The 19248-nt window shown below is 69.1% G+C and carries 20 protein-coding genes; 16 read left to right on the top strand and 4 right to left on the bottom strand.

Annotated elements, in window-relative coordinates; translation table 11 throughout:
- The first annotated feature begins 41 nt into the window (after window positions 1-41).
- A complete protein-coding gene (locus FFT10_RS12915) occupies window positions 42-1133 on the top strand; it encodes an MraY family glycosyltransferase (RefSeq protein WP_137733247.1) in 1092 nt (363 codons plus the stop codon).
- Between the two features lie 13 nt (window positions 1134-1146).
- Here FFT10_RS12915 and FFT10_RS12920 read toward each other — a convergent pair whose 3' ends face one another.
- Together FFT10_RS12920 and rfbC are read right to left on the bottom strand one after the other, a co-directional pair.
- The gene (locus tag FFT10_RS12920) at window positions 1147-2175 is read right to left on the bottom strand and encodes an NAD-dependent epimerase/dehydratase family protein (RefSeq protein WP_137733248.1); all 1029 of its coding nucleotides are present in this window, start codon (window positions 2173-2175) and stop codon (window positions 1147-1149) included.
- An 18-nt stretch (window positions 2176-2193) separates the two neighbouring features.
- Window positions 2194-2754, bottom strand: a complete 561-nt coding sequence (gene rfbC / locus FFT10_RS12925; RefSeq protein WP_137733249.1) for a dTDP-4-dehydrorhamnose 3,5-epimerase — start codon at window positions 2752-2754, stop codon at window positions 2194-2196.
- Between the two features lie 153 nt (window positions 2755-2907).
- Between rfbC and FFT10_RS12930 the strand changes: the two genes are divergently transcribed.
- A complete protein-coding gene (locus tag FFT10_RS12930; protein WP_137733250.1) occupies window positions 2908-4428 on the top strand; it encodes a DEAD/DEAH box helicase in 1521 nt (506 codons plus the stop codon).
- 16 nt (window positions 4429-4444) lie between these two features.
- On the opposite strand, the gene FFT10_RS12935 is transcribed toward FFT10_RS12930, so the two are convergent.
- Together FFT10_RS12935 and FFT10_RS12940 are read right to left on the bottom strand one after the other, a co-directional pair.
- Window positions 4445-5215: an SAM-dependent methyltransferase gene (locus tag FFT10_RS12935; protein ID WP_137733251.1), complete on the bottom strand. Its 771-nt coding sequence runs from the start codon at window positions 5213-5215 to the stop codon at window positions 4445-4447.
- Window positions 5212-5838, bottom strand: coding sequence for a Maf family nucleotide pyrophosphatase (locus FFT10_RS12940; RefSeq protein ID WP_137733252.1), 627 nt, complete (start codon window positions 5836-5838; stop codon window positions 5212-5214). The genes FFT10_RS12935 and FFT10_RS12940 overlap by 4 nt, the downstream gene beginning before the upstream one ends.
- Before the next feature lie 50 nt (window positions 5839-5888).
- Here FFT10_RS12940 and FFT10_RS12945 point away from each other — a divergent pair, with 50 nt between their 5' ends.
- The 14 genes from FFT10_RS12945 to lepA all read left to right on the top strand — a co-directional run bounded on the left by FFT10_RS12945 (window position 5889) and on the right by lepA (window position 19234).
- Window positions 5889-6446, top strand: a complete 558-nt coding sequence (locus FFT10_RS12945; protein ID WP_137733253.1) for a YceD family protein — start codon at window positions 5889-5891, stop codon at window positions 6444-6446.
- 135 nt (window positions 6447-6581) lie between these two features.
- Window positions 6582-6764: a 50S ribosomal protein L32 gene (rpmF, locus tag FFT10_RS12950; protein ID WP_137733254.1), complete on the top strand. Its 183-nt coding sequence runs from the start codon at window positions 6582-6584 to the stop codon at window positions 6762-6764.
- 259 nt (window positions 6765-7023) lie between these two features.
- Complete coding sequence (gene plsX / locus FFT10_RS12955) at window positions 7024-8139, top strand: phosphate acyltransferase PlsX (RefSeq protein ID WP_137733255.1); 1116 nt, start codon at window positions 7024-7026, stop codon at window positions 8137-8139.
- A gap of 41 nt (window positions 8140-8180) precedes the next feature.
- Window positions 8181-9158 carry a beta-ketoacyl-ACP synthase III gene (locus FFT10_RS12960; RefSeq protein ID WP_137733477.1) on the top strand — a complete coding sequence of 326 codons (978 nt, stop codon included), beginning with the start codon at window positions 8181-8183 and terminating at the stop codon, window positions 9156-9158.
- A gap of 61 nt (window positions 9159-9219) precedes the next feature.
- Complete coding sequence (fabD, locus tag FFT10_RS12965) at window positions 9220-10158, top strand: ACP S-malonyltransferase (RefSeq protein WP_137733256.1); 939 nt, start codon at window positions 9220-9222, stop codon at window positions 10156-10158.
- The gene (gene fabG, locus FFT10_RS12970; protein ID WP_137733257.1) at window positions 10155-10892 is read left to right on the top strand and encodes a 3-oxoacyl-ACP reductase FabG; all 738 of its coding nucleotides are present in this window, start codon (window positions 10155-10157) and stop codon (window positions 10890-10892) included. Before fabD ends, fabG begins: the two co-directional genes overlap by 4 nt.
- 114 nt (window positions 10893-11006) lie before the next feature.
- Entirely contained in the window at window positions 11007-11246 is a 240-nt protein-coding gene (acpP, locus tag FFT10_RS12975) for an acyl carrier protein (RefSeq protein ID WP_137733258.1), read from the top strand.
- Window positions 11247-11258: 12 nt separating this feature from the next.
- Window positions 11259-12503 (top strand): beta-ketoacyl-ACP synthase II, encoded by a 1245-nt coding sequence (gene fabF / locus FFT10_RS12980; protein ID WP_137733259.1) that lies wholly within the window; start codon window positions 11259-11261, stop codon window positions 12501-12503.
- Between the two features lie 18 nt (window positions 12504-12521).
- The gene (locus tag FFT10_RS12985) at window positions 12522-12992 is read left to right on the top strand and encodes a hypothetical protein (protein WP_137733260.1); all 471 of its coding nucleotides are present in this window, start codon (window positions 12522-12524) and stop codon (window positions 12990-12992) included.
- Window positions 12989-13600 carry an RNA polymerase sigma factor RpoE gene (gene rpoE, locus FFT10_RS12990; RefSeq protein ID WP_137733261.1) on the top strand — a complete coding sequence of 204 codons (612 nt, stop codon included), beginning with the start codon at window positions 12989-12991 and terminating at the stop codon, window positions 13598-13600. The genes FFT10_RS12985 and rpoE overlap by 4 nt, the downstream gene beginning before the upstream one ends.
- A gap of 90 nt (window positions 13601-13690) precedes the next feature.
- A complete protein-coding gene (locus FFT10_RS12995; RefSeq protein ID WP_137733262.1) occupies window positions 13691-14299 on the top strand; it encodes a sigma-E factor negative regulatory protein in 609 nt (202 codons plus the stop codon).
- A 2-nt stretch (window positions 14300-14301) separates the two neighbouring features.
- Window positions 14302-15336 (top strand): MucB/RseB C-terminal domain-containing protein, encoded by a 1035-nt coding sequence (locus tag FFT10_RS13000; RefSeq protein WP_137733263.1) that lies wholly within the window; start codon window positions 14302-14304, stop codon window positions 15334-15336.
- Window positions 15337-15399: 63 nt separating this feature from the next.
- Window positions 15400-16881 carry a DegQ family serine endoprotease gene (locus FFT10_RS13005; protein WP_137733264.1) on the top strand — a complete coding sequence of 494 codons (1482 nt, stop codon included), beginning with the start codon at window positions 15400-15402 and terminating at the stop codon, window positions 16879-16881.
- A 544-nt stretch (window positions 16882-17425) separates the two neighbouring features.
- Window positions 17426-19234 (top strand): translation elongation factor 4, encoded by a 1809-nt coding sequence (gene lepA / locus FFT10_RS13010; RefSeq protein ID WP_137733265.1) that lies wholly within the window; start codon window positions 17426-17428, stop codon window positions 19232-19234.
- The last annotated feature ends 14 nt before the right edge of the window (window positions 19235-19248 follow it).

The following is a 19248-nucleotide window of genomic DNA, read 5'->3' on the forward strand; positions in this document are numbered from 1 at the left end:
CCAGTCAGACTCGGTGAAGCACCTCGATAGAATCTGCGTCCATGCTCGTTCTCTTGGTTGCCTTCGCCCTGTCCACGGGCATCACATTGATGCTGGTGCGTGCAGCCAAGGTCGGCGGCCACCGCCTGCACGACCACGACCTTTCCGGGCCACAGAAATTCCATTCCGCGCCGGTGCCGCGGGTGGGCGGCATCGGCATCTTCCTGGGCGTGTTCGCGGGCCTGCTGGTCTTTTGGCTTCGCCAGCCCGAGATCGGCAGCGAGGCGCTGCTGCTCATGGCCTGTGCCATTCCGGCTTTCGGTTGCGGGCTCACCGAAGACTTGACCAAGACGCAGAGTCCGCGCAGGCGGTTGTTCTTCACGGCGGTCTCGGCGGCGCTGGCGGTGGTCTTGTTGAGCGCCGTGATCGACCGCACCGACATTCCAGGCCTCGACTGGGCCGTGTCCTTCGCGGGCGTGGCTGCTGCCGTCACCGTGTTCGTGGTGGCGGGCGTCGCCAATTCGCTGAACATCATCGACGGTTTCAATGGTCTGGCGTCGATGTGCGCGGTGTTGATCCTCGCCAGCATCGGCTACGTGGCGTTTCAGGTGGACGACATGCTGGTCGTGGCGCTGGCAGTGGCGGGTGTCGGGGCTGTGCTGGGCTTCTTCGTCTGGAATTTCCCGGCGGGCCTGATCTTCCTGGGGGATGGCGGCGCCTACTTTCTGGGCTTCTATGTGGCCGAGCTGGCCATCTTGCTGCTGCACCGCAATGCGACGGTCTCGCCGATGTTCCCGCTGCTGGTCTGCATCTACCCGGTCTTCGAGACGGTGTTCTCGATCTATCGACGCGTGATGTTGCGCGGTCAGCCCGCAGGCATGCCCGACGGCATCCACCTGCATTCACTGATCTACCGGCGCATCATGCGTTGGGCCATCGGGAAGCAGTCGAAGCGTTCGGCTGCGCGGCGCAATTCGATGACGTCACCGTACCTGTGGATGCTCTGCATGACGGCCGTGGTGCCTGCCATGCTGTTCTGGGACAGCACGCCGGTCCTGGGCGGGTTCATCGTGCTGTTCGGTGTCACCTACACCGCGTTGTACTGGCGCATCGTCCGGTTCAGGGCGCCGCGCTGGATGATCACCAACCGCTGAGGCTTGCCACCGCTCACGAGGCGCGGGCGTACCAGCTGGCGGCGATCTCAAGCCCGGCGCGGATGGTGTGGCTGGGTGTGTAGCCCAGCAGGCGGGCAGCCTTGGAGATGTCTGCCCGCGAGTGGCGCACATCGCCATCGCGGAACCCACGGTACGCCGGTCCCTGGCCAGCGAGCCCGGGACGCTGTGCTTGCAGTGCAGCCACCAGCATGCCGTGCAACTGGTTCAGGTCGGTCTGATCGCCAACCGCCACGTTGTAGACCTGGTTCACTGCCGCTGCGTCCTGCACCGTGCCGGCGAGCAGGTTGGCCTGCACCGCGTTGGCGACGTAGCAGAAGTCGCGGCTGGTCAGGCCGTCGCCGTTGATGAAGACGGTCTCACCGGCCAAGATGGCCGCTGCCCACTTGGGAATCACGGCCGCATAGGCACCGTTCGGATCCTGCCGCGGTCCGAACACATTGAAGTAGCGCAGTCCGATGCTTTGCAGTCCGTAGCTGCGGCCGAAGACGTCGGCGTACAGCTCGTTGACCAACTTGGTGACGGCGTACGGCGACAGCGGCTTGCCGATGACATCCTCCATCTTTGGCAGGCCCGGATGGTCGCCATAGGTGCTGCTGCTGGCGGCATAGACGAACCGCTGCACGTTCGCATCGCGCGCCGCCACCAGCATGTTCAAGAAGCCGCTCACATTGACCGCGTTGCTGGTGATCGGATCAGCCAGCGAGCGCGGCACAGACCCCAGCGCGGCCTGGTGCAGCACGATCTGCACGCCGGTGCAGGCGGCCTGGCAGTCGGCCAACTGGCGAATGTCGCCCTCGATGAAGCGAAAGCGAGACCATGCCGCGTCGCCCACGCTGGCCCGCACAGCGTCCAGGTTGTGCCGGTGGCCGGTGGCGAAGTTGTCGAGGCCGGTCACCGTCTGCTCCAGCTGCAGCAGGGTCTCGATCAGGTGGCTTCCGATGAAGCCGGCAGCACCGGTCACCAGCCAATGGCGGGGTTGCCGGCGCAGTTGGTCCTGCAGGGTGTCGTAGGCCGAGGTCATGTGGGCAAATTGGGTGGATCAGAACGTGTCGGCATCGGCCAGCAGCGGGGCGTCTGCATCCTTGGGCGCCAGCCGCGGCGCCGCGCTGGTGGGCCAGTCGATGCCGATGGCCGGGTCATCCCAGCGGATCGCCCGCTCGCAGCTCTTTGCGTACACGTCGGTCGTCTTGTAGAGAAAGCGTGCTTCGTCGGTCAGCGCCATGAAGCCATGGGCAAATCCTTCTGGAATCCAGATCTGGCGCCGGTTCTCGGCACTCAGCTCCACGGCCACCCACTGGCCAAAGTGGGGCGAGCCGCGCCGGATGTCCACCGCGACGTCGATCACCGCCCCGTGCACCACGCGCACCAGCTTGCCTTGCGGGTGCGGCGCCAGCTGGTAGTGAAGGCCACGCAGCACACCGCGCGCGGAGCTGGATTCGTTGTCCTGCACAAAGGGACGTGGCGCCGGCAATCCCAGCGCGGCGAGGCCATCCTGGAACCGTTTCTGGTTGAAGCTCTCCATGAACCAGCCACGGTCGTCGCTGAACACGGCAGGTTCGATGACGACGACATCAGGCAGGCGGGTGGAGGTGAACTTCATGCGGTCCTCATCAATGACCTGGGACGGTCGCCAGAACCGGCGGCCCGGGGCAGGTTGAAAACCCGGATTCTAGGGTGGCCACTGAGAGGGTCCAGGCATCCTGGCGTCGCCCGGCGCATCCCGATTCCACCACTCGCGGATAATGGGGGACCAATGAACGACACCACCCCCACCGCCGACGCCGGCGAAGTCAGCACCGCCTTGCCGGCCGCTGAGGCCCTGCCGCAGCGCTTCGAGACGCTCGCGCTCGACCCCAAACTGCTGCGCGCCGTCACCGAATCGGGCTACACGTCGATGACGCCGATCCAGGCCAAGGCCATCCCGCTGGTGCTGGCCGGGCGCGACGTGATGGGCGCTGCCCAGACCGGCACCGGCAAGACCGCCGCCTTCTCGCTGCCGCTGCTGCAGAAGATGATGAAGCACGAGACCGCATCGATGTCGCCGGCGCGGCATCCGGTGCGGGCGCTGGTGCTCACGCCCACCCGCGAACTGGCCGACCAGGTGGCCAACAACGTCAAGACCTACGCCAAGCACACCCAGTTGCGCAGCACCGTGGTCTTCGGCGGCATCGATATGAAGCCGCAGACGGCGGAGCTGAAGCGCGGCGTCGAGGTGCTGATCGCCACCCCGGGCCGCCTGCTCGACCACATTGAGGCCAAGAACTGCGTGCTCAACCAGGTCGAGTACGTGGTGCTCGACGAAGCCGACCGCATGCTCGACATCGGCTTCCTGCCCGATCTGCAGCGCATCCTCAGCTACCTGCCCAAGGGCAACCGCCAGACGTTGCTGTTCTCGGCCACCTTCTCGCCCGAGATCAAGAAGCTGGCGCAGAGCTACCTGCAGGATCCGATCACCGTGGAAGTGGCGCGCGCCAATGCCACCGCCACCAATGTGGAGCAGCGTTTCTACAGCGTGGCCGAGGACGACAAGCGCGCCGTGGTGCGCCAGCTCATCAAGACCCGCGCGCTCACCCAGGCCATCATCTTCGTCAACAGCAAGCTGGGCGCCGCGCGCCTGGCGCGCAGCTTCGAGCGTGACGGCATGCGCACCCAGGCGCTGCATGGCGACAAGAGCCAGGACGAGCGCCTCAAGGCGCTGCAGGCCTTCAAGGCCGGCGAGGTGGACCTGCTGGTGGCCACCGATGTGGCCGCCCGCGGCCTCGACATCGCCGACTTGCCCGCCGTCTTCAACTTCGACGTGCCGTTCAACGCGGAAGACTACGTGCACCGCATCGGCCGCACCGGCCGCGCCGGCGCTTCGGGCCTGGCCGTCACCCTGGTCGACCGCGAGGACATGCGCCTGGTCGGCGACATCGAGCGGCTGATCAAGACCAAGATCGAGCTCGAGCCCTATGAGCTGGTGGACGACCGGCCGCGCCGCGCGCCCTACCGTGAACGCGAGCGCTTCGATGACCGCCCGGCGCGTGAGGACGATGCCCCGCCGGCACGCCAGGCCGAGCGTGTGCCGCGCGAGCCTGACCGCCCCCGCCGCAGTGCGCAGCCAAGCGGCGATCCGTTCTTCGAGAAGCCCTACGAGCCGTCGGTGCCCGATGGCGAGAAGCCGGCCTGGGAGCAGAAGGGCGCCGCGGCGCCGGCCCCGGTGCGTGGCCTGTCGCCCAACATCCGCAGCAAGCGCAAGGTCGCGTCGCTGCTGGGTGGCGGCAGCAAGGCCTGATCGGCCAGCGCCCGCCTCAGCCAGCCAGCCAGCTGAAGACCGCCGGCAGCCGCCCACCCAGCACTGCGGTTCCTGCCGCGCGCCAGTCGGCCACGCTGCGGGTTTCGCAGCGCGCGCCGGGCAATGTCAGCCCGCTGGCCACCGCCAGCCGGGTGGTCGGCTGCAGGTGCTGCACCAGGGCGGCCAGCAGCGCATCGTTGCGGTAGGGCGTCTCGATGGCGATCTGCGTCTGCTGCTGGCGGCGGGACAGCGCCTCCAGGTCGCGGATGCGCGCCGCCCGCGCCGCCGGTTCCACCGGCAGGTAGCCCACGAAGGCGAAGCTCTGGCCGTTCAGGCCACTGGCGGCCAGCGCCAGCAGCAGCGAGGTGGGGCCCGACAGCGGCACCACCACCAGGCCCAGCGCATGCGCGGCCTGCACCAGGGCCGCGCCAGGGTCGGCCACAGCTGGCAGGCCAGCTTCCGACAGCAGCCCCACGTCATGCCCGGCCAGCGCCGGCGCCAGCAGCGGCCGCAGGTCGGGCGGTGCCGACGGTCTGCCGCCGCCCTTGGCCGGCCGCGGCAGCTCGGTGATCTGGATCTGCTGCAGCGGTTGCGCCAGCGGGACCAGCGCCTGCACCCGCTTGAGCAGGGCGCGCGTGGTCTTGGCGTTCTCGCACACCCAGTGGCCCAGCGCCGCGGCCTGGGCGATCACCGCCTGCGGCAGCACGGTGTCCAGCGGCACCTCGGTCTCGGTGCCCAGGTCCAGCGTGTTGGGCACCAGCAGCAGCCGGCCGGGCTGGACCGTCATGCGGGCACCACCAGCGGGTCGATGCCGGCCAGGCGCAGCAGGGCGCAGGTGCGGATCAGCGGCAGGCCCACCAGCGCGGTCGGGTCGTCGCTGTCGATGCGTTCCAGCAAGGCGATGCCCAGGGTCTCGCACTTGGCGCTGCCGGCGCAGTCGTAGGGCTGCTCCAGCCGCAGGTAGTGCTCGATCTCGGCATCGGCCAAGGCGCGGAAGGTCACCGCCACCTGCGCCAGCAGGCCCTGGGCGAAGCCGGTGTCCGACCGCACGACCGCCACCGCCGTGTGGAACACCACCTGCCGTCCGCGCATGGCCTGCAACTGGGCCACCGCGCGGTCGTGGCGGCCGGGCTTGCCGATCGGCTGGCCGTCCAGGTCGGCCACCTGGTCGGCGCCGATCACCACCGCGCCGGGGTGGCGCGATGCCACGTCCTTCGCTTTCTCCAGCGCCAGCCGCTGCGCCAGCTGTGCGGGCGCTTCGCCCATGCGCGGTGTCTCGTCGACGCGGGGCGCGTCCACGCTGAAATCCAGCCGCAGGCGGGCCAGCAGCTCGCGCCGGTACGGCGAGGTGGAGCCCAGCACCAGCGGCAGGCGCCGGGGTGCCAGGCCGGCAGGCGGGGGCATGGTCATGAACCGGATTCTCCCCGGAATCTCCAGTGGCGCCCCCGTACACTGGCCGGATGAAACGTCCCCATGATGCGCTGCGGCTGGATGTGTCGGCCTTCATCGCCGACGCCGCGACGCTGGATGGCCAGTGGCCGGGCGCTGACCTGACGCGCCTGGCCGAGCTGCAGACCCCGCCGCAAGACACCGCGTTGCCACCCGTCGCCTGGCGGGCCTGGGGCGTGCGCGTGCCGGTCACGGGCGGCGAGGCCGAGCTGTGGCTGCATCTGCAGGCCAGCGCACCGGTCTGGCTGACCTGCCAGCGCTGTCTGCAGCCGTTCACCGTGCCGCTGGCCATCGACCGCCGCCTGCGCTTCGTGCGTGGCGAGGCCGCAGCCGAGGCGCTGGATGCCGAGATCGAGGACGACGTGCTGGCGCTGAGCAAGGCGCTCGACCTGCGTGAACTGGTCGAGGATGAACTGCTGCTGGACCTGCCCATCGTGCCGCGGCACGACGTCTGCCCGCAGCCCTTGCCGGTGCCGCTGGGCGAGGCGCCTGCGCCCGACGACGTGCCCGAGCGCGAGAACCCGTTCGCCGCACTGCAGCGGTTGAAATCCTCCACGTCAGGCGGCTGAGCGCGCTGGTGTCTGCGGGTTCGGGAGGAATGCTATACTCGCGGGCTTTTCGCATGGCGCCTCGGGTTGCCCTGCACCCCACATGCCACCCGTGCAGGCCGCGCCGCCAGCCACGCCCGAATCAGGAGAATCCCCATGGCCGTTCAACAGAACAAGAAGTCGCCCTCGAAGCGCGGCATGCACCGCTCGCACAACGCCCTGGTGACCCCGGGCACGGCGATCGAGCCCACCACCGGCGAAGTGCATCTGCGCCACCACATCAGCCCCACCGGTTTCTACCGCGGCCGCAAGGTGCTCAAGAGCAAGGCCGACGCCTGATCTGGCTGTCCGGCGGGCGGGTCCGTGCCATGTGCCGGCCACCCGCTGCGGTTCCGCCCCATGTTGCTGATGTGCCCAACCCGGCTCCGCCTGCTGCGAGGCCGGGTTTTGTCATTGGTCGGGCGCTTGGCTGCCCATCGGGCCTGCCCGGCTTGCGTGCCGGGCGCGCATCCCCTACCGTCGTCGGGCTGATGCCCCGTCGCCGCCTGCCGAACGCCTGACCGGCCCTGTTGCCGTCCCCGCCTTGCCCACGTCCTTGATGCATTCCGCCCTGCAGCCGCTGGCCCGTGTCCGCGTTGCCGTCGACTGCATGGGCGGCGACCATGGCCCGTCGGTCACCCTGCCGGCCTGCAAGACCTTCCTCGACGCCCATCCCCAGGCCGACCTCGTGCTGGTGGGCACGGCCGAGGCCCTGGCGCCGGCCCGCGGCTGGCCGCGCACCACGCTGGTTGCGGCCACCGAGGTGGTGGCCATGGACGACGCGGTGGAGGTGGCGCTGCGCAAGAAGCGCGATTCATCGATGCGCGTGGCCATCGCCCAGCTCAAGCCGGGTGAGGGCGGGCGGGCGGCCGCGGACGTGTGTGTCTCGGCCGGCAACACCGGCGCGCTGATGGCGCTGGCCCGCTACGTGCTGAAGACCTTCGACGGCATCGACCGCCCCGCCATTGCCGCGCTGCTGCCCAATCAGAAGGGCGGCTTCACCAAGGTGCTCGACCTCGGCGCCAACGTCGACTGCAGCGCCGAGCACCTGCTGCAGTTCGCGGTGATGGGCAGCGCCCTGGTCAGCGCCCTGGACGGCAACGATGAGCCCAGTGTCGGCCTGCTGAACATCGGCGAGGAGACGATCAAGGGCAGCGAGGTGATCAAGCGCGCCGGCGAGCTGCTGCGCGATGCCGGCGCCGCCGGCCAGATCAATTTCCACGGCAACGTCGAAGGCAACGACATCTTCAAGGGCACGACCGACCTGGTGGTCTGCGACGGTTTCGTCGGCAACGTCGCGCTCAAGACCAGCGAAGGTCTGGCCGGCATGCTGGGCCAGATCATCAAGGATGAGTTCACCCGCACGCCGCTGAGCAAGCTGGCGGCGCTGGTGGCCATGCCGGTGCTCAACCGCTTCAAGGCCCGGCTGGACCACCGCCGCTACAGCGGCGGCGCGCTGCTGGGCCTGCGCGGCCTGGTGTTCAAGGCGCATGGCTCGTCCGATGCCTTCGCCTTCGAGCGGGCGCTGGCCCGGGCTTATGATGCGGCCCGCAATCGCCTGCTTGACCGGGTGCACGACCGCATCCGCAACACGCTGGCGGGCGCCGCCGGTGCGTCGGGTGAGCTCGACATCACACTGACGGTCGCCGCCCAGCCGCCTGCCAAAGCCGCATGAACCCCAGCCCCGCGCCTTCCTTCGCGCCTGCCGCCCCCGGCCTGCCCCGCTACACCCGCATCGCCGGCACCGGCAGCATGCTGCCGGTGCGGCGCCTGAGCAATGCCGACCTGGCCGCCGAACTGGCCCAGCGCGGCGTCGAGACCAGCGACGACTGGATCATCGAGCGCACTGGCATCCGCGCCCGCCATTTCGTCGATGCCGACACCCATGCCAGCGATCTGGCCGTGGGCGCCGCCCGCCATGCCATCGAGGCCGCCGGCTGTCAGCCGGCCGACATCGACCTGATCATCCTGGCCACGTCCACGCCCGACATGGTGTTCCCGTCGACGGCCTGCATCGTGCAGAACAAGCTGGGCATCGTCGGCTGCCCGGCCTTCGATGTGCAGGCGGTGTGCTCGGGCTTCGTCTACGCGTTGACGATGGCGGATTCCCTCATCCGCACCGGCACCGCCCGCCGTGCGCTGGTGATCGGCGCCGAGGTGTTCTCGCGCATCCTCGACTTCAACGACCGCGGCACCTGCGTGCTGTTCGGCGACGGCGCCGGCGCCGTGGTGCTGGAGGCCAGCGACACTCCCGGCATCCTGGCCACCGATCTGCATGCCGACGGCCGCCATGTCGGCATCCTGTGCGTGCCGGGCACGGTGTCCGGCGGCCAGGTGCTCGGTGACCCGCTGCTGAAGATGGACGGCCAGGCGGTGTTCAAGCTGGCCGTGGGCGTGCTGGAGCAGTCGGCCCGCGCCACGCTGGAGAAGGCCGGCCGGCAGGAATCCGACATCGACTGGCTGATCCCTCATCAGGCCAACATCCGCATCATGCAGGGCACGGCCAAGCGGCTGAAGCTCTCGCTCGACAAGCTGGTCGTCACCGTCGACCAGCATGGCAACACCTCGGCCGCGTCCATCCCGCTGGCGCTGGACACCGCCGTGCGCAGCGGCCGCATCCAGCGCGGCGACACGCTGATGCTCGAAGGCGTGGGCGGCGGCTTCACCTGGGGCGCCGTTCTGCTCGATTACTGAGCGCGCCGGCCCGCTGTTTCCTCACACGTCCGACCACCTCCCGCCAGGAGCAATCCGCACGATGACTTCGTTCGCCTTCGTCTTTCCCGGCCAGGGCTCGCAAGCCGTGGGCATGCTCGATGCCTGGGGCGACCACCCGGCCGTGCGCGCCACGCTGGAAGAGGCCTCGGCCGCGCTGGGTGAAGACATTGCCCAACTGATGGCCGCAGGCCCCAAGGAACAACTGGACCTGACCACCAACACCCAGCCGGTGATGTTGACCGCGGCCATCGCCGCCTGGCGCGCCTGGCTGGCCGAGGGCGGTGCCCAGCCGGTGGCCGTGGCCGGCCATTCGCTGGGCGAGTACAGCGCCCTGGTGGCCGCCGGCGCGCTGACGCTGGCCGATGCGCTGCCGCTGGTGCGCTTGCGCGCCCAGGCCATGCAGCAGGCCGTGCCGGTGGGGCAGGGCGCCATGGCCGCCATCCTGGGGCTGGACGCCGCCGCCGTGGTCGAGGGCTGCACCCAGGCCGCCGCCGCCACGGGCGAGGTGGTGTCGGCCGCCAACTTCAATGATCCCAAGCAGACCGTCATCTCCGGCAGCCAGGCCGGCGTGGCCAAGGCCTGCGAGCTGCTGAAGGCAGCCGGTGCCAAGCGGGCGCTGCCGCTGGCCGTCTCGGCGCCGTTCCATTGCGCGCTGATGCAGCCGGCTGCCGAGACCCTGCGTGCCCGGCTGGTGGATGTGGCGCTGCAGAGCCCGCGCATCCCGGTGGTCAACAACATCGACGTGGCCGCGCCCGCCGAACCTGACGCGATCCGCGAAGCGCTGTACCGCCAGGCTTCGGGCCCGGTGCGCTGGGTGGAGGTGGTGCAGGCGCTGAAGGCCCGCGGCGCCACCCACATCGTCGAGTGCGGTCCCGGCAAGGTGCTGGCCGGCATGGTCAAGCGCATCGATGCCGAGCTGGTCAGCGGCGCCATCTTCGACCCGGCCTCGCTGGCCGAGACCCGGGGGCTGCTGGCATGAGCACCACCAGGCAGGTTGCGCTGGTCACCGGTGCCTCGCGCGGCATCGGCCGGGCGATTGCCGCCACGCTGGCGGCGCAGGGTTGCACCGTCATCGGCACCGCCACCACCGATGCCGGCGCCGCCGCCGTCACCGAGGCGCTGGCAGCCCATGGCGGCCGCGGCCTGCGGCTGGACGTGAACGACGCCGCCGCCGTCGATGCCGCCATCGAGGCCATCGTCCAGGCCGATGGCGGCCTGCAGGTGCTGGTCAACAACGCCGGCATCACCCGCGACACCCTGGCCATGCGCATGAAGGATGCCGACTGGGACGCGGTGATCGACACCAACCTGAAGGCGGTGTTCCGCTGCAGCCGCGCGGTGCTGCGCCCGATGATGAAGCAGCGGCATGGCCGCATCATCAACATCACCTCGGTGGTGGGCGCCAGCGGCAATGCCGGCCAGGCCAACTATGCGGCTGCCAAAGCAGGTGTGGCCGGCATGACCCGGGCGCTGGCGCGCGAGCTGGGCAGCCGCAACATCACGGTCAACTGCATCGCCCCCGGCTTCATCGCCACCGACATGACGGCCGAGCTGCCCGAGGCCCAGAAGGCCGCGCTGCTCGGCCAGATCCCGCTGGGCCGGCTGGGCACGCCCGAGGAGATCGCCCATGCGGTGGCCTTCCTCGCCAGCCCGCTGGCCGGCTACATCACCGGCACCGAGCTGCATGTCAACGGCGGCATGTACATGGGCTGAAGAACCACTGCCGGTCATGGGCCCGACCGGCACGGCCACAGCGCAGGCAGGTCCGGCGCTGCTCCGCCGGTAGAATCATGGGCTGTTTTTGAAATTACCACTCCTGGAGGAGTCATGAGCGATATCGAAGCACGCGTCAAGAAGATCATTGCCGAGCAGCTTGGCGTGGCCGAAGCCGAAGTCACCAACGAGAAGGCCTTCGTGGCCGACCTGGGTGCCGATTCCCTGGACACCGTCGAACTGGTGATGGCCCTCGAGGATGAGTTCGGCATCGAGATCCCCGACGAAGAGGCCGAGAAGATCACCACGGTGCAGTTGGCGATCGACTACGCCGTCAAGCACCAGAAGGCCTGATCTGCTGCTGACATGACCCGTCGTCGCGTCGTCATCACCGGCCTGGGCCTGATCAGCCCGGTGGGCAACACCGTGGCCGAAGGCTGGACCAACCTGCTGGCTGGCCGTTCAGGCATCGACAACGTCACCCGTTTCGATGCCTCGGGGCTGTCCTGCCGGTTCGCCGGCGAGGTCAAGGGCTTCAATGTCGAGGATTACATCCCCGGCAAGGAGGCCCGCCACATGGACACCTTCATCCACTACGGCATGGCGGCGGCCATCCAGGCGGTGCAGGACGCCGGCCTGCCCACCGGCGACGCGCTGAACGAGGAGCAGGCCGAGCGCATCGGCTGCCTGGTCGGCTCGGGCATCGGTGGCCTGCCGATGATCGAGCAGACGCAGATTGAGTACGCCGCCCGCGGCGCACGCCGCATCTCGCCGTTCTTCGTGCCCGCCTCGATCATCAACATGATCTCGGGCCACATCTCGATCAAGTACGGCTTCACCGGCCCCAACCTGTCGATCGTGACGGCCTGCACCACCGGCCTGCATGCCATCGGCGAGGCCGGCCGGCTGATCGAGTACGGCGATGCCGACGTGATGGTGGCCGGCGGTGCCGAAAGCACCGTCTCGCCGCTGGGCATCGGCGGCTTTGCCGCGGCGCGCGCGCTGTCCACCCGCAACGACGATCCCAAGACCGCCAGCCGGCCCTGGGACAAGGACCGCGACGGCTTCGTGCTGGGCGAGGGCGCCGGCGTGCTGGTGCTCGAGGAGTACGAACACGCCAAGAAGCGCGGCGCCAGGATCTATGCCGAGCTGGCCGGCTTTGGCATGGGTGCCGACGCGTTCCACATGACGGCGCCCAACGTCGACGGCCCCAAGCGCGCCATGCGCGCCGCGCTGCGCAACGCCGGCCTGAACGCCGATGCGGTGCAGTACCTGAACGCGCATGGCACATCCACGCCGCTGGGTGACCTGAACGAGACCAACGCGATCAAGCTGGCCTTTGGCGACCATGCAAAGCAGCTGGTGGTCAATTCCACCAAGTCGATGACCGGCCACCTGCTGGGTGGCGCTGGTGGCGTCGAGACGGTGTTCACCACGCTGGCGGTGCACCACCAGGTCTCGCCGCCCACGATCAACATCTTCAACCAGGATCCGGAATGCGACCTGGACTACTGCGCCAACACCGCGCGGGAGATGAAGATCGACGTGGCGGTGAAGAACAACTTCGGCTTCGGCGGCACCAACGGCACGCTGGTCCTGCGCCGCGTGTGAGCGCCGACGGCAACGCGCATGCGCGCTGCCCCGCCCGTCGAGGCTGCGCTGGGCTCCGGCCGCGCTGAACGCATGCTGATCACCCTGCTGCATGGCCTGGCCGGCGCCCTGCTGGCCGTCTGGTCGGCGCTGCACGCCGAATGGCCTGTTGGCGGATTGGTGCTGGCTGCGGCGCTGATGGCTGCCCTCCTGGCCGGCATGGGCGCCATGCTGGCCCGCCGCACGCTGCCAGTGTCACCCGGCCAGCTGCGCTGGGACGGCCAGACCTGGAGCATGGTGGCCGCTGCCGGCGTCCAGCCGCTGCAGCGCCTGGTGGTGGCCTTGGATCTCGGGATCTGGGTGCTGTTGCGCCTGCACCCGGTCCATGGCCGCACCGCCTGGCGGGTGTCTGGCGCCGGCAGTGCGCGCACGGCCTGGCATGGCCTGCGCCTGGCGCTGGCTGCCCATGCCGGTGCCGCGAATTCCGCCGATGGCGGAGGCCGGCCATGAGCATCGACGATGTCGACGCGCACCTGGTCGAACGCGCGAAGGGCGGCGACCCCAAGGCCTTCGAGATGCTGGTGGTCAAGTACCAGCGCCGCATCGAGCGGCTGATCGCCAGAATGGTGCGTGATGTCGACCTGGTGCAGGACATCGCCCAGGAGAGCTTCATCCGCGCCTACCGCGCGCTGCCGCAGTTCCGCGGCGACAGCGCCTTCTACACCTGGCTCTACCGCATCGCCGTCAACACCGCCAAGAAGGCGCTGGTCGACCTGAAGCGCGACCCCCTGGTGACGGAATCGGCACGCGCCGGCATGAATGACGACGACGATGAAACTTCCCGGCCGGAGCGCGAACTAAGCGACGGTGAAACGCCCGATGCGGTGCTGGCCAGCAAGGAGATTGCCCAGACCGTCAACGCCGCGATCGAGGCCTTGTCCGACGATCTGCGGCAGGCCATCACGCTGCGCGAGATCGAAGGCCTCAGCTACGAAGAGATTGCCGAGTTGATGAACTGCCCCATCGGCACTGTGCGCTCCCGCATCTTCCGGGCGCGCGAATCCATCGCCCAGCGGCTGCGGCCGCTGCTCGACACCCGCGAGGGTGAGCGATGGTGACGATCTCCCTGCCCGCTCCGCCGATGGCGGATGCGCACCGACGCGCGGGCCTCCGGGCCCGTCCCGTGGCCCTGGAACCGAACGAGCACCATGCTGAACAGGTCTGATTCTCCCGAAGCCCGCCGCCAGCAGTTGTCGTCCCTGATGGATGGCGATCTCGTCGATGGCGACGCCGCCGGCGTCTGCGCCTTGTGGCGCCAGGATGCCGAAGCCCGGCGCGACTGGCATGCCTACCACCTGATCGGCGACGTCATGCGCAGCGACGACCTGGCCAGTGCGCCGGCCCGCGACGCGGCCTTCCTGCAGGCCCTGCGTCAGCGGCTGGCCGACGAGCCGGTGCCGCTGGCGCCTGCCCCGTTGCAGACACCGGTGCCGCAGGCCGTGCCCCAGGTGGCCAACGGTGCGGCGGCTGGCCGCCGTGCGCGTGGCCGCCAGTGGCTGATGGCGCCCATGGCGGTGGCCGCCGGCTTCGTCGCCGTGGCCGGCGTGATGGTGGTCACCCGGGTGATGGCGCCAGCGCCGGCCGCCGCGCCGGTGATGGCCCAGGCCGAGCGGGCACCGTCCGCCGGTGCCTCGGCGGTGCTGGTGCGCGATGCCCGGCTCGACCGCTACCTGTCCGCCCACCGCAGCCTGGCCAACGGCGCCATGCCCGGCGCCGGGGCCGAGCACCGCGTGCACATCGTCTTCGAAGGGCAGTGAGCATGCGCAGCACGCGGGCCCGGGTGCGGCTGGGCCGCTGGGGCATGGCCGTGACCCTGGTGCTGGTGGCTGCTGGTGCTGCCCTGGCCGGCCCGCCAGGCGCCGCGGTGGCCGCGTCCGTGCCCATGGGGGCGGAGGCCTGGCTGCAGCGAATCCAACAGGCCGCCGCACTCAGCAGCTACCAGGGCACGCTGGCCTACAGCGTCGGCGGCACCACCAGCAGTGCCCGCGTGGCGCACTATTGCGAGGGCCGCCAGACCTACGAGCGGCTGGAGCAGCTCGATGGCGAGAGTCGGCTGCAGTACCGCCACAACGACCAGGTCGTGACGTTGTGGCCCGCGGCCAAGCGGGCGGTGGTCGAGCACCGCGATCCGGTGGCGCAGTTCCCGGCCTTGCCCGCCACCAGCACCACCCGCCTGCTGGAGAACTACGAGGTGCAGAAGCTCGGCCAGGAGCGGGTCGCCGGGCAGGATGCCGATGTGCTGCTGCTCAAGCCGCGTGACCGCCACCGCTTCGCCCAGCGCCTGTGGGCCCACCGCGACAGCGGCCTGCTGCTGCGCAACGACGTGCTGGCGCCGGGCGGCGAGGTGCTGGAGTCATCGGCCTTCGTCGATGTGCGCCTCGGCGGCAAGGCGCAGCCCGAGCAGTTCCTCAAGCCGATGAAGCAGCTCGACGGCTTCCGTGTGCTGCGGCCCCAGGCCGAGCGCACGCAGCTGGAGGCCGAAGGCTGGGTGCTGAGCAAGCCGGTGCCCGGCTTCCAGCTCGTCAGCTGCACCCGCCGGCCGCTGGACATCACCGGCAGCGACAGCGATCCGCCGCTGCAGGTGGTGCAGTCGGTGTTCTCCGACGGCGTGGCCCAGGTGTCGGTGTTCATCGAGCGCTATGACGCCAAGCGCCACCCCAAGGCCATGGGCACCAGCGTCGGAGCCTCGCACACCGTGATGGCCCGCCGCGGCGACTGGTGGCTCACCGTCGTCGGCGAGGTGCCGATGGCCACGGTGCAGCAGTTCGAGGCCCAGCTCGAGCGCAAGCGTTGAAATTTCGCGCTGCGGCGCAAGCTAACTCGCTGCGCCGTTTTCCCCTGAACACGAGGTGAGTCGATGTCCGATCTGATTGCGACGATGGTGCGGCCGCTGCAGCGCAGCCGCCGAGTGGCTCTGGTGGCCGGGCTGGCCCTGGGTCTTGCCGGTGTCGGCTTGCCACAGGTGGCCGCAGCCCAGTCCCGGGTGGAGCTGCCCGACTTCACCGAGCTGGTGGAGAAGGTGGGTCCGTCGGTGGTCAACATCCGCACCATGGAGCGCAGCGGCCGCGCGGCTGCCGGCCCGGGCGGCAGTGGCATCGATCCCAACATGGAAGAGTTCTTCCGCCGTTTCGGCATCCCGTTGCCGGGCGGTCGTGGTGCGCCGCGGGGCGGCGGCCAGGGCGAGGACGAGCCGCAGCAGCGCGGCGTGGGCTCTGGCTTCATCCTCAGCGCCGACGGCTATGTGATGACCAATGCCCACGTGGTCGACGGCGCCGACGAACTGATGGTGACGCTGACCGACAAGCGCGAATTCAAGGCCCGGGTGATCGGTGCCGACAAGCGCACCGATGTGGCGGTGGTCAAGATCGAGGCCACCGGTCTGCCGGCCGTCAAGCTGGGCGATGTGGGCAAGCTCAAGGTGGGCGAGTGGGTGATGGCCATCGGCTCGCCCTTCGGGCTGGAGAACAGCGTCACGGCCGGCATCGTCAGTGCCAAGGCACGCGACACCGGCGACTACCTGCCGTTCATCCAGACCGACGTGGCCATCAATCCCGGCAACTCGGGCGGCCCGCTGATCAACCTGCGCGGCGAGGTGGTGGGCATCAACAGCCAGATTTACAGCCGCTCGGGCGGCTTCATGGGCATCTCGTTCGCCATCCCGATCGACGAGGCCAAGAACGTGGCCGACCAGCTGCGTGTCAGCGGCCGGGTCATCCGCGGGCGCATCGGCGTCACGATCGCACCGGTGACCAAGGACGTGGCCGAGTCCATCGGCCTGGGCAAGCCCACCGGCGCGCTGGTGCGCGGTGCCGAGACCGGCGGCCCGGCCGACAAGGCCGGTGTGGAGGCCGGCGACATCATCACCAAGGTCGATGGCAAGGTGATCGAGAAGTCGGGCGACCTGCCGCGGATCGTCGGGGCCACCAAGCCGGGCAGCAAGGCCACGCTGCAGGTGTTCCGCCGTGGCAGCTACCGCGACGTGACCGTCACCGTGGCCGAGTTCGAGCCCGATGCGCCGGTGAAGGTGGCCCACAGCGACGCCGCCGGGCCGAGCGCGGGCGCCAAGTCGGCCCTGGGCTTGACGGTGTCGGAGCTCAGCGAGAGCAACAAGCGCGACCTGAAGCTGCGCGGCGGCGTCAAGGTCGATGCGGTCGACGGCGCGGCAGCCCGCGCCGGCCTGCGCGAGGGCGACGTGATCCTGACGCTGGACAACACCGAGATCGCCGACGTGAAGCAGTTCCTCGCGGTGGCCGCCAAGGCCGAGAAGGCCCGGGCCGTCAGTGTGATGGTGCGCCGCGGCGAGTGGGTCAACTACCTGGTGATCCGCCCCGCGCGCTGAGCGCCGGCGCCGCTTCAACCGACTGGGAACACGGGTCTTTCCGCATCGTGGCAGTCAGTGCGTGCTCACAAACCATCGGGATCGGCCACACGGCCCGGTGCGCGGCGCCGCATCCTGACCAAGCCGCTGCTGCAAAAGTTGGTGACCGCTAGCTTCAACAGCCCAGCCGGGTGGATTGCATCGCCGGCCGGTTAGAATCAGGTGGTAACGGCTGGGTTTTCAGCGCTGCAGACCCGGCTTGTTGTGCGCCACCAACAGGGTGTCGGCTGTCGCTGACGTCTGTGTACAAGCTGTTGATAACTTTGCCATGTTGGCGGGTCGCAACGGCCGGAGATCCAGCAACGGCGCGGCTTCCCGCCCAGGCGTTTTGGCTACAATGAAGGCCCAACAAGCAGTTGCCAAACATTTGTTGGAAGGCGCGTCTCCACTTTGGACGTGCCTTTTTTTTATGTCGCGCGCGGGTTGAACGGACCCGCCGCCGCGCCCTCGGCAGGCCGGGTTGCAAGCCCGCCAACCATGCCGCAACGGGCCCACGATCGCACCCATGGACCACATCAGAAACTTCTCGATCATTGCCCACATCGACCACGGCAAGTCGACGCTGGCCGATCGATTGATCCACCGCTGCGGCGGCTTGAGCGACCGCGAGATGGAAGCCCAGGTGCTCGACTCGATGGACATCGAGCGCGAGCGCGGCATCACCATCAAGGCGCAGACCGCCTCGTTGCGCTACACCGCCAAGAACGGCCAGGTCTACCACCTCAACCTGATCGACACGCCCGGGCATGTGGACTTCAGCTACGAGGTGAGCCGCTCCCTGTCGGCCTGTGAAGGCGCGTTGCTGGTCGTCGATGCCAGCCAGGGCGTGGAAGCCCAGACCGTGGCCAACTGCTACACCGCACTCGACCTGGGTGTGGAAGTGGTGCCGGTGCTCAACAAGATGGACCTGCCCAATGCAGACCCCGACAACGCCAAGGCCGAGATCGAGGACGTGATCGGCATCGATGCCGACGATGCGATCCCCTGCTCGGCCAAGACCGGCATGGGCATCGACGACATCCTGGAAGCGGTGATCAGCCGCATGCCGCCGCCCAAGGGTGACCCCGACGGCCCGCCGCGGGCGATGATCGTCGACAGCTGGTTCGACAACTACGTGGGCGTGGTGATGCTGGTGCGCGTGGTCGACGGCGTGCTGCGCAAGAGCGACCGCATCCGCATGATGGCCACCAATGCCGTCTACCCGCTGGAGCAGCTGGGCGTGTTCACGCCCAAGAGCGAGTCGCGCGAGGAGCTGAAGGCCGGCGAGGTGGGCTTCCTGATCGCCGGCATCAAGGAGCTGCAGGCGGCCAAGGTGGGCGACACCGTCACCCTCGAGAAGAAGCTGCCCAACAACGCCGGTCCGGCCACCACGGCCTTGCCCGGCTTCAAGGAGATCCAGCCGCAGGTCTTCGCCGGCCTCTACCCCACCGAGGCCAGCGAGTACGACCAGCTGCGCGACGCGCTGGAGAAGCTCAAGCTCAACGACAGCAGCCTGCGCTACGAGCCCGAGGTGAGCCAGGCGCTGGGCTTCGGCTTCCGCTGCGGCTTCCTGGGCCTGCTGCACATGGAGATCGTGCAGGAGCGGCTCGAGCGCGAGTTCGACCAGGACCTGATCACCACCGCGCCCAGCGTGGTCTACCAGGTGGAGCTGAACGACGGCGAGGTCATCGAGGTGGAGAACCCCTCGAAGATGCCGGACCTGGGCCGCATCAAGGAGATCCGCGAGCCCATCGTCACCGTGCACCTGTACATGCCGCAGGACTACGTGGGCCCGGTGATGACGCTGGCCAACCAGAAGCGCGGCGTGCAGCTGAACATGGCCTACCACGGCCGCCAGGTGATGCTGACCTACGACATGCCGCTGGCCGAGATCGTGCTGGACTTCTTCGACAAGCTGAAGAGCGTGAGCCGCGGCTACGCCAGCATGGACTACGAGTTCAAGGAGTACCGCGCCGCCGATGTGGTCAAGGTCGACCTGCTGATCAACGGCGACCGCATCGACGCGCTGAGCATCATCGTGCACCGGGCGCAGAGCCAGTTCCGCGGCCGCGCCGTGGCGGCCAAGATGCGCGAGCAGATCCCGCGGCAGATGTACGACGTTGCCATCCAGGCGGCCATCGGCGCCAACATCATCGCCCGCGAGAACATCAAGGCGCTGCGCAAGAACGTGCTGGCAAAATGCTATGGCGGTGACATCACGCGCAAGAAGAAGCTGCTCGAGAAGCAGAAGGCGGGCAAGAAGCGCATGAAGCAGATCGGCTCGGTCGAGGTGCCGCAAGAAGCCTTCCTCGCCATCCTGCAGGTCGAAGACTGACCCGCCCACTCCAC

The sequence above is a fragment of the Pseudaquabacterium pictum genome (assembly GCF_005403045.1).
Classification (GTDB): Bacteria; Pseudomonadota; Gammaproteobacteria; order Burkholderiales; family Burkholderiaceae_C; genus Pseudaquabacterium; species Pseudaquabacterium pictum.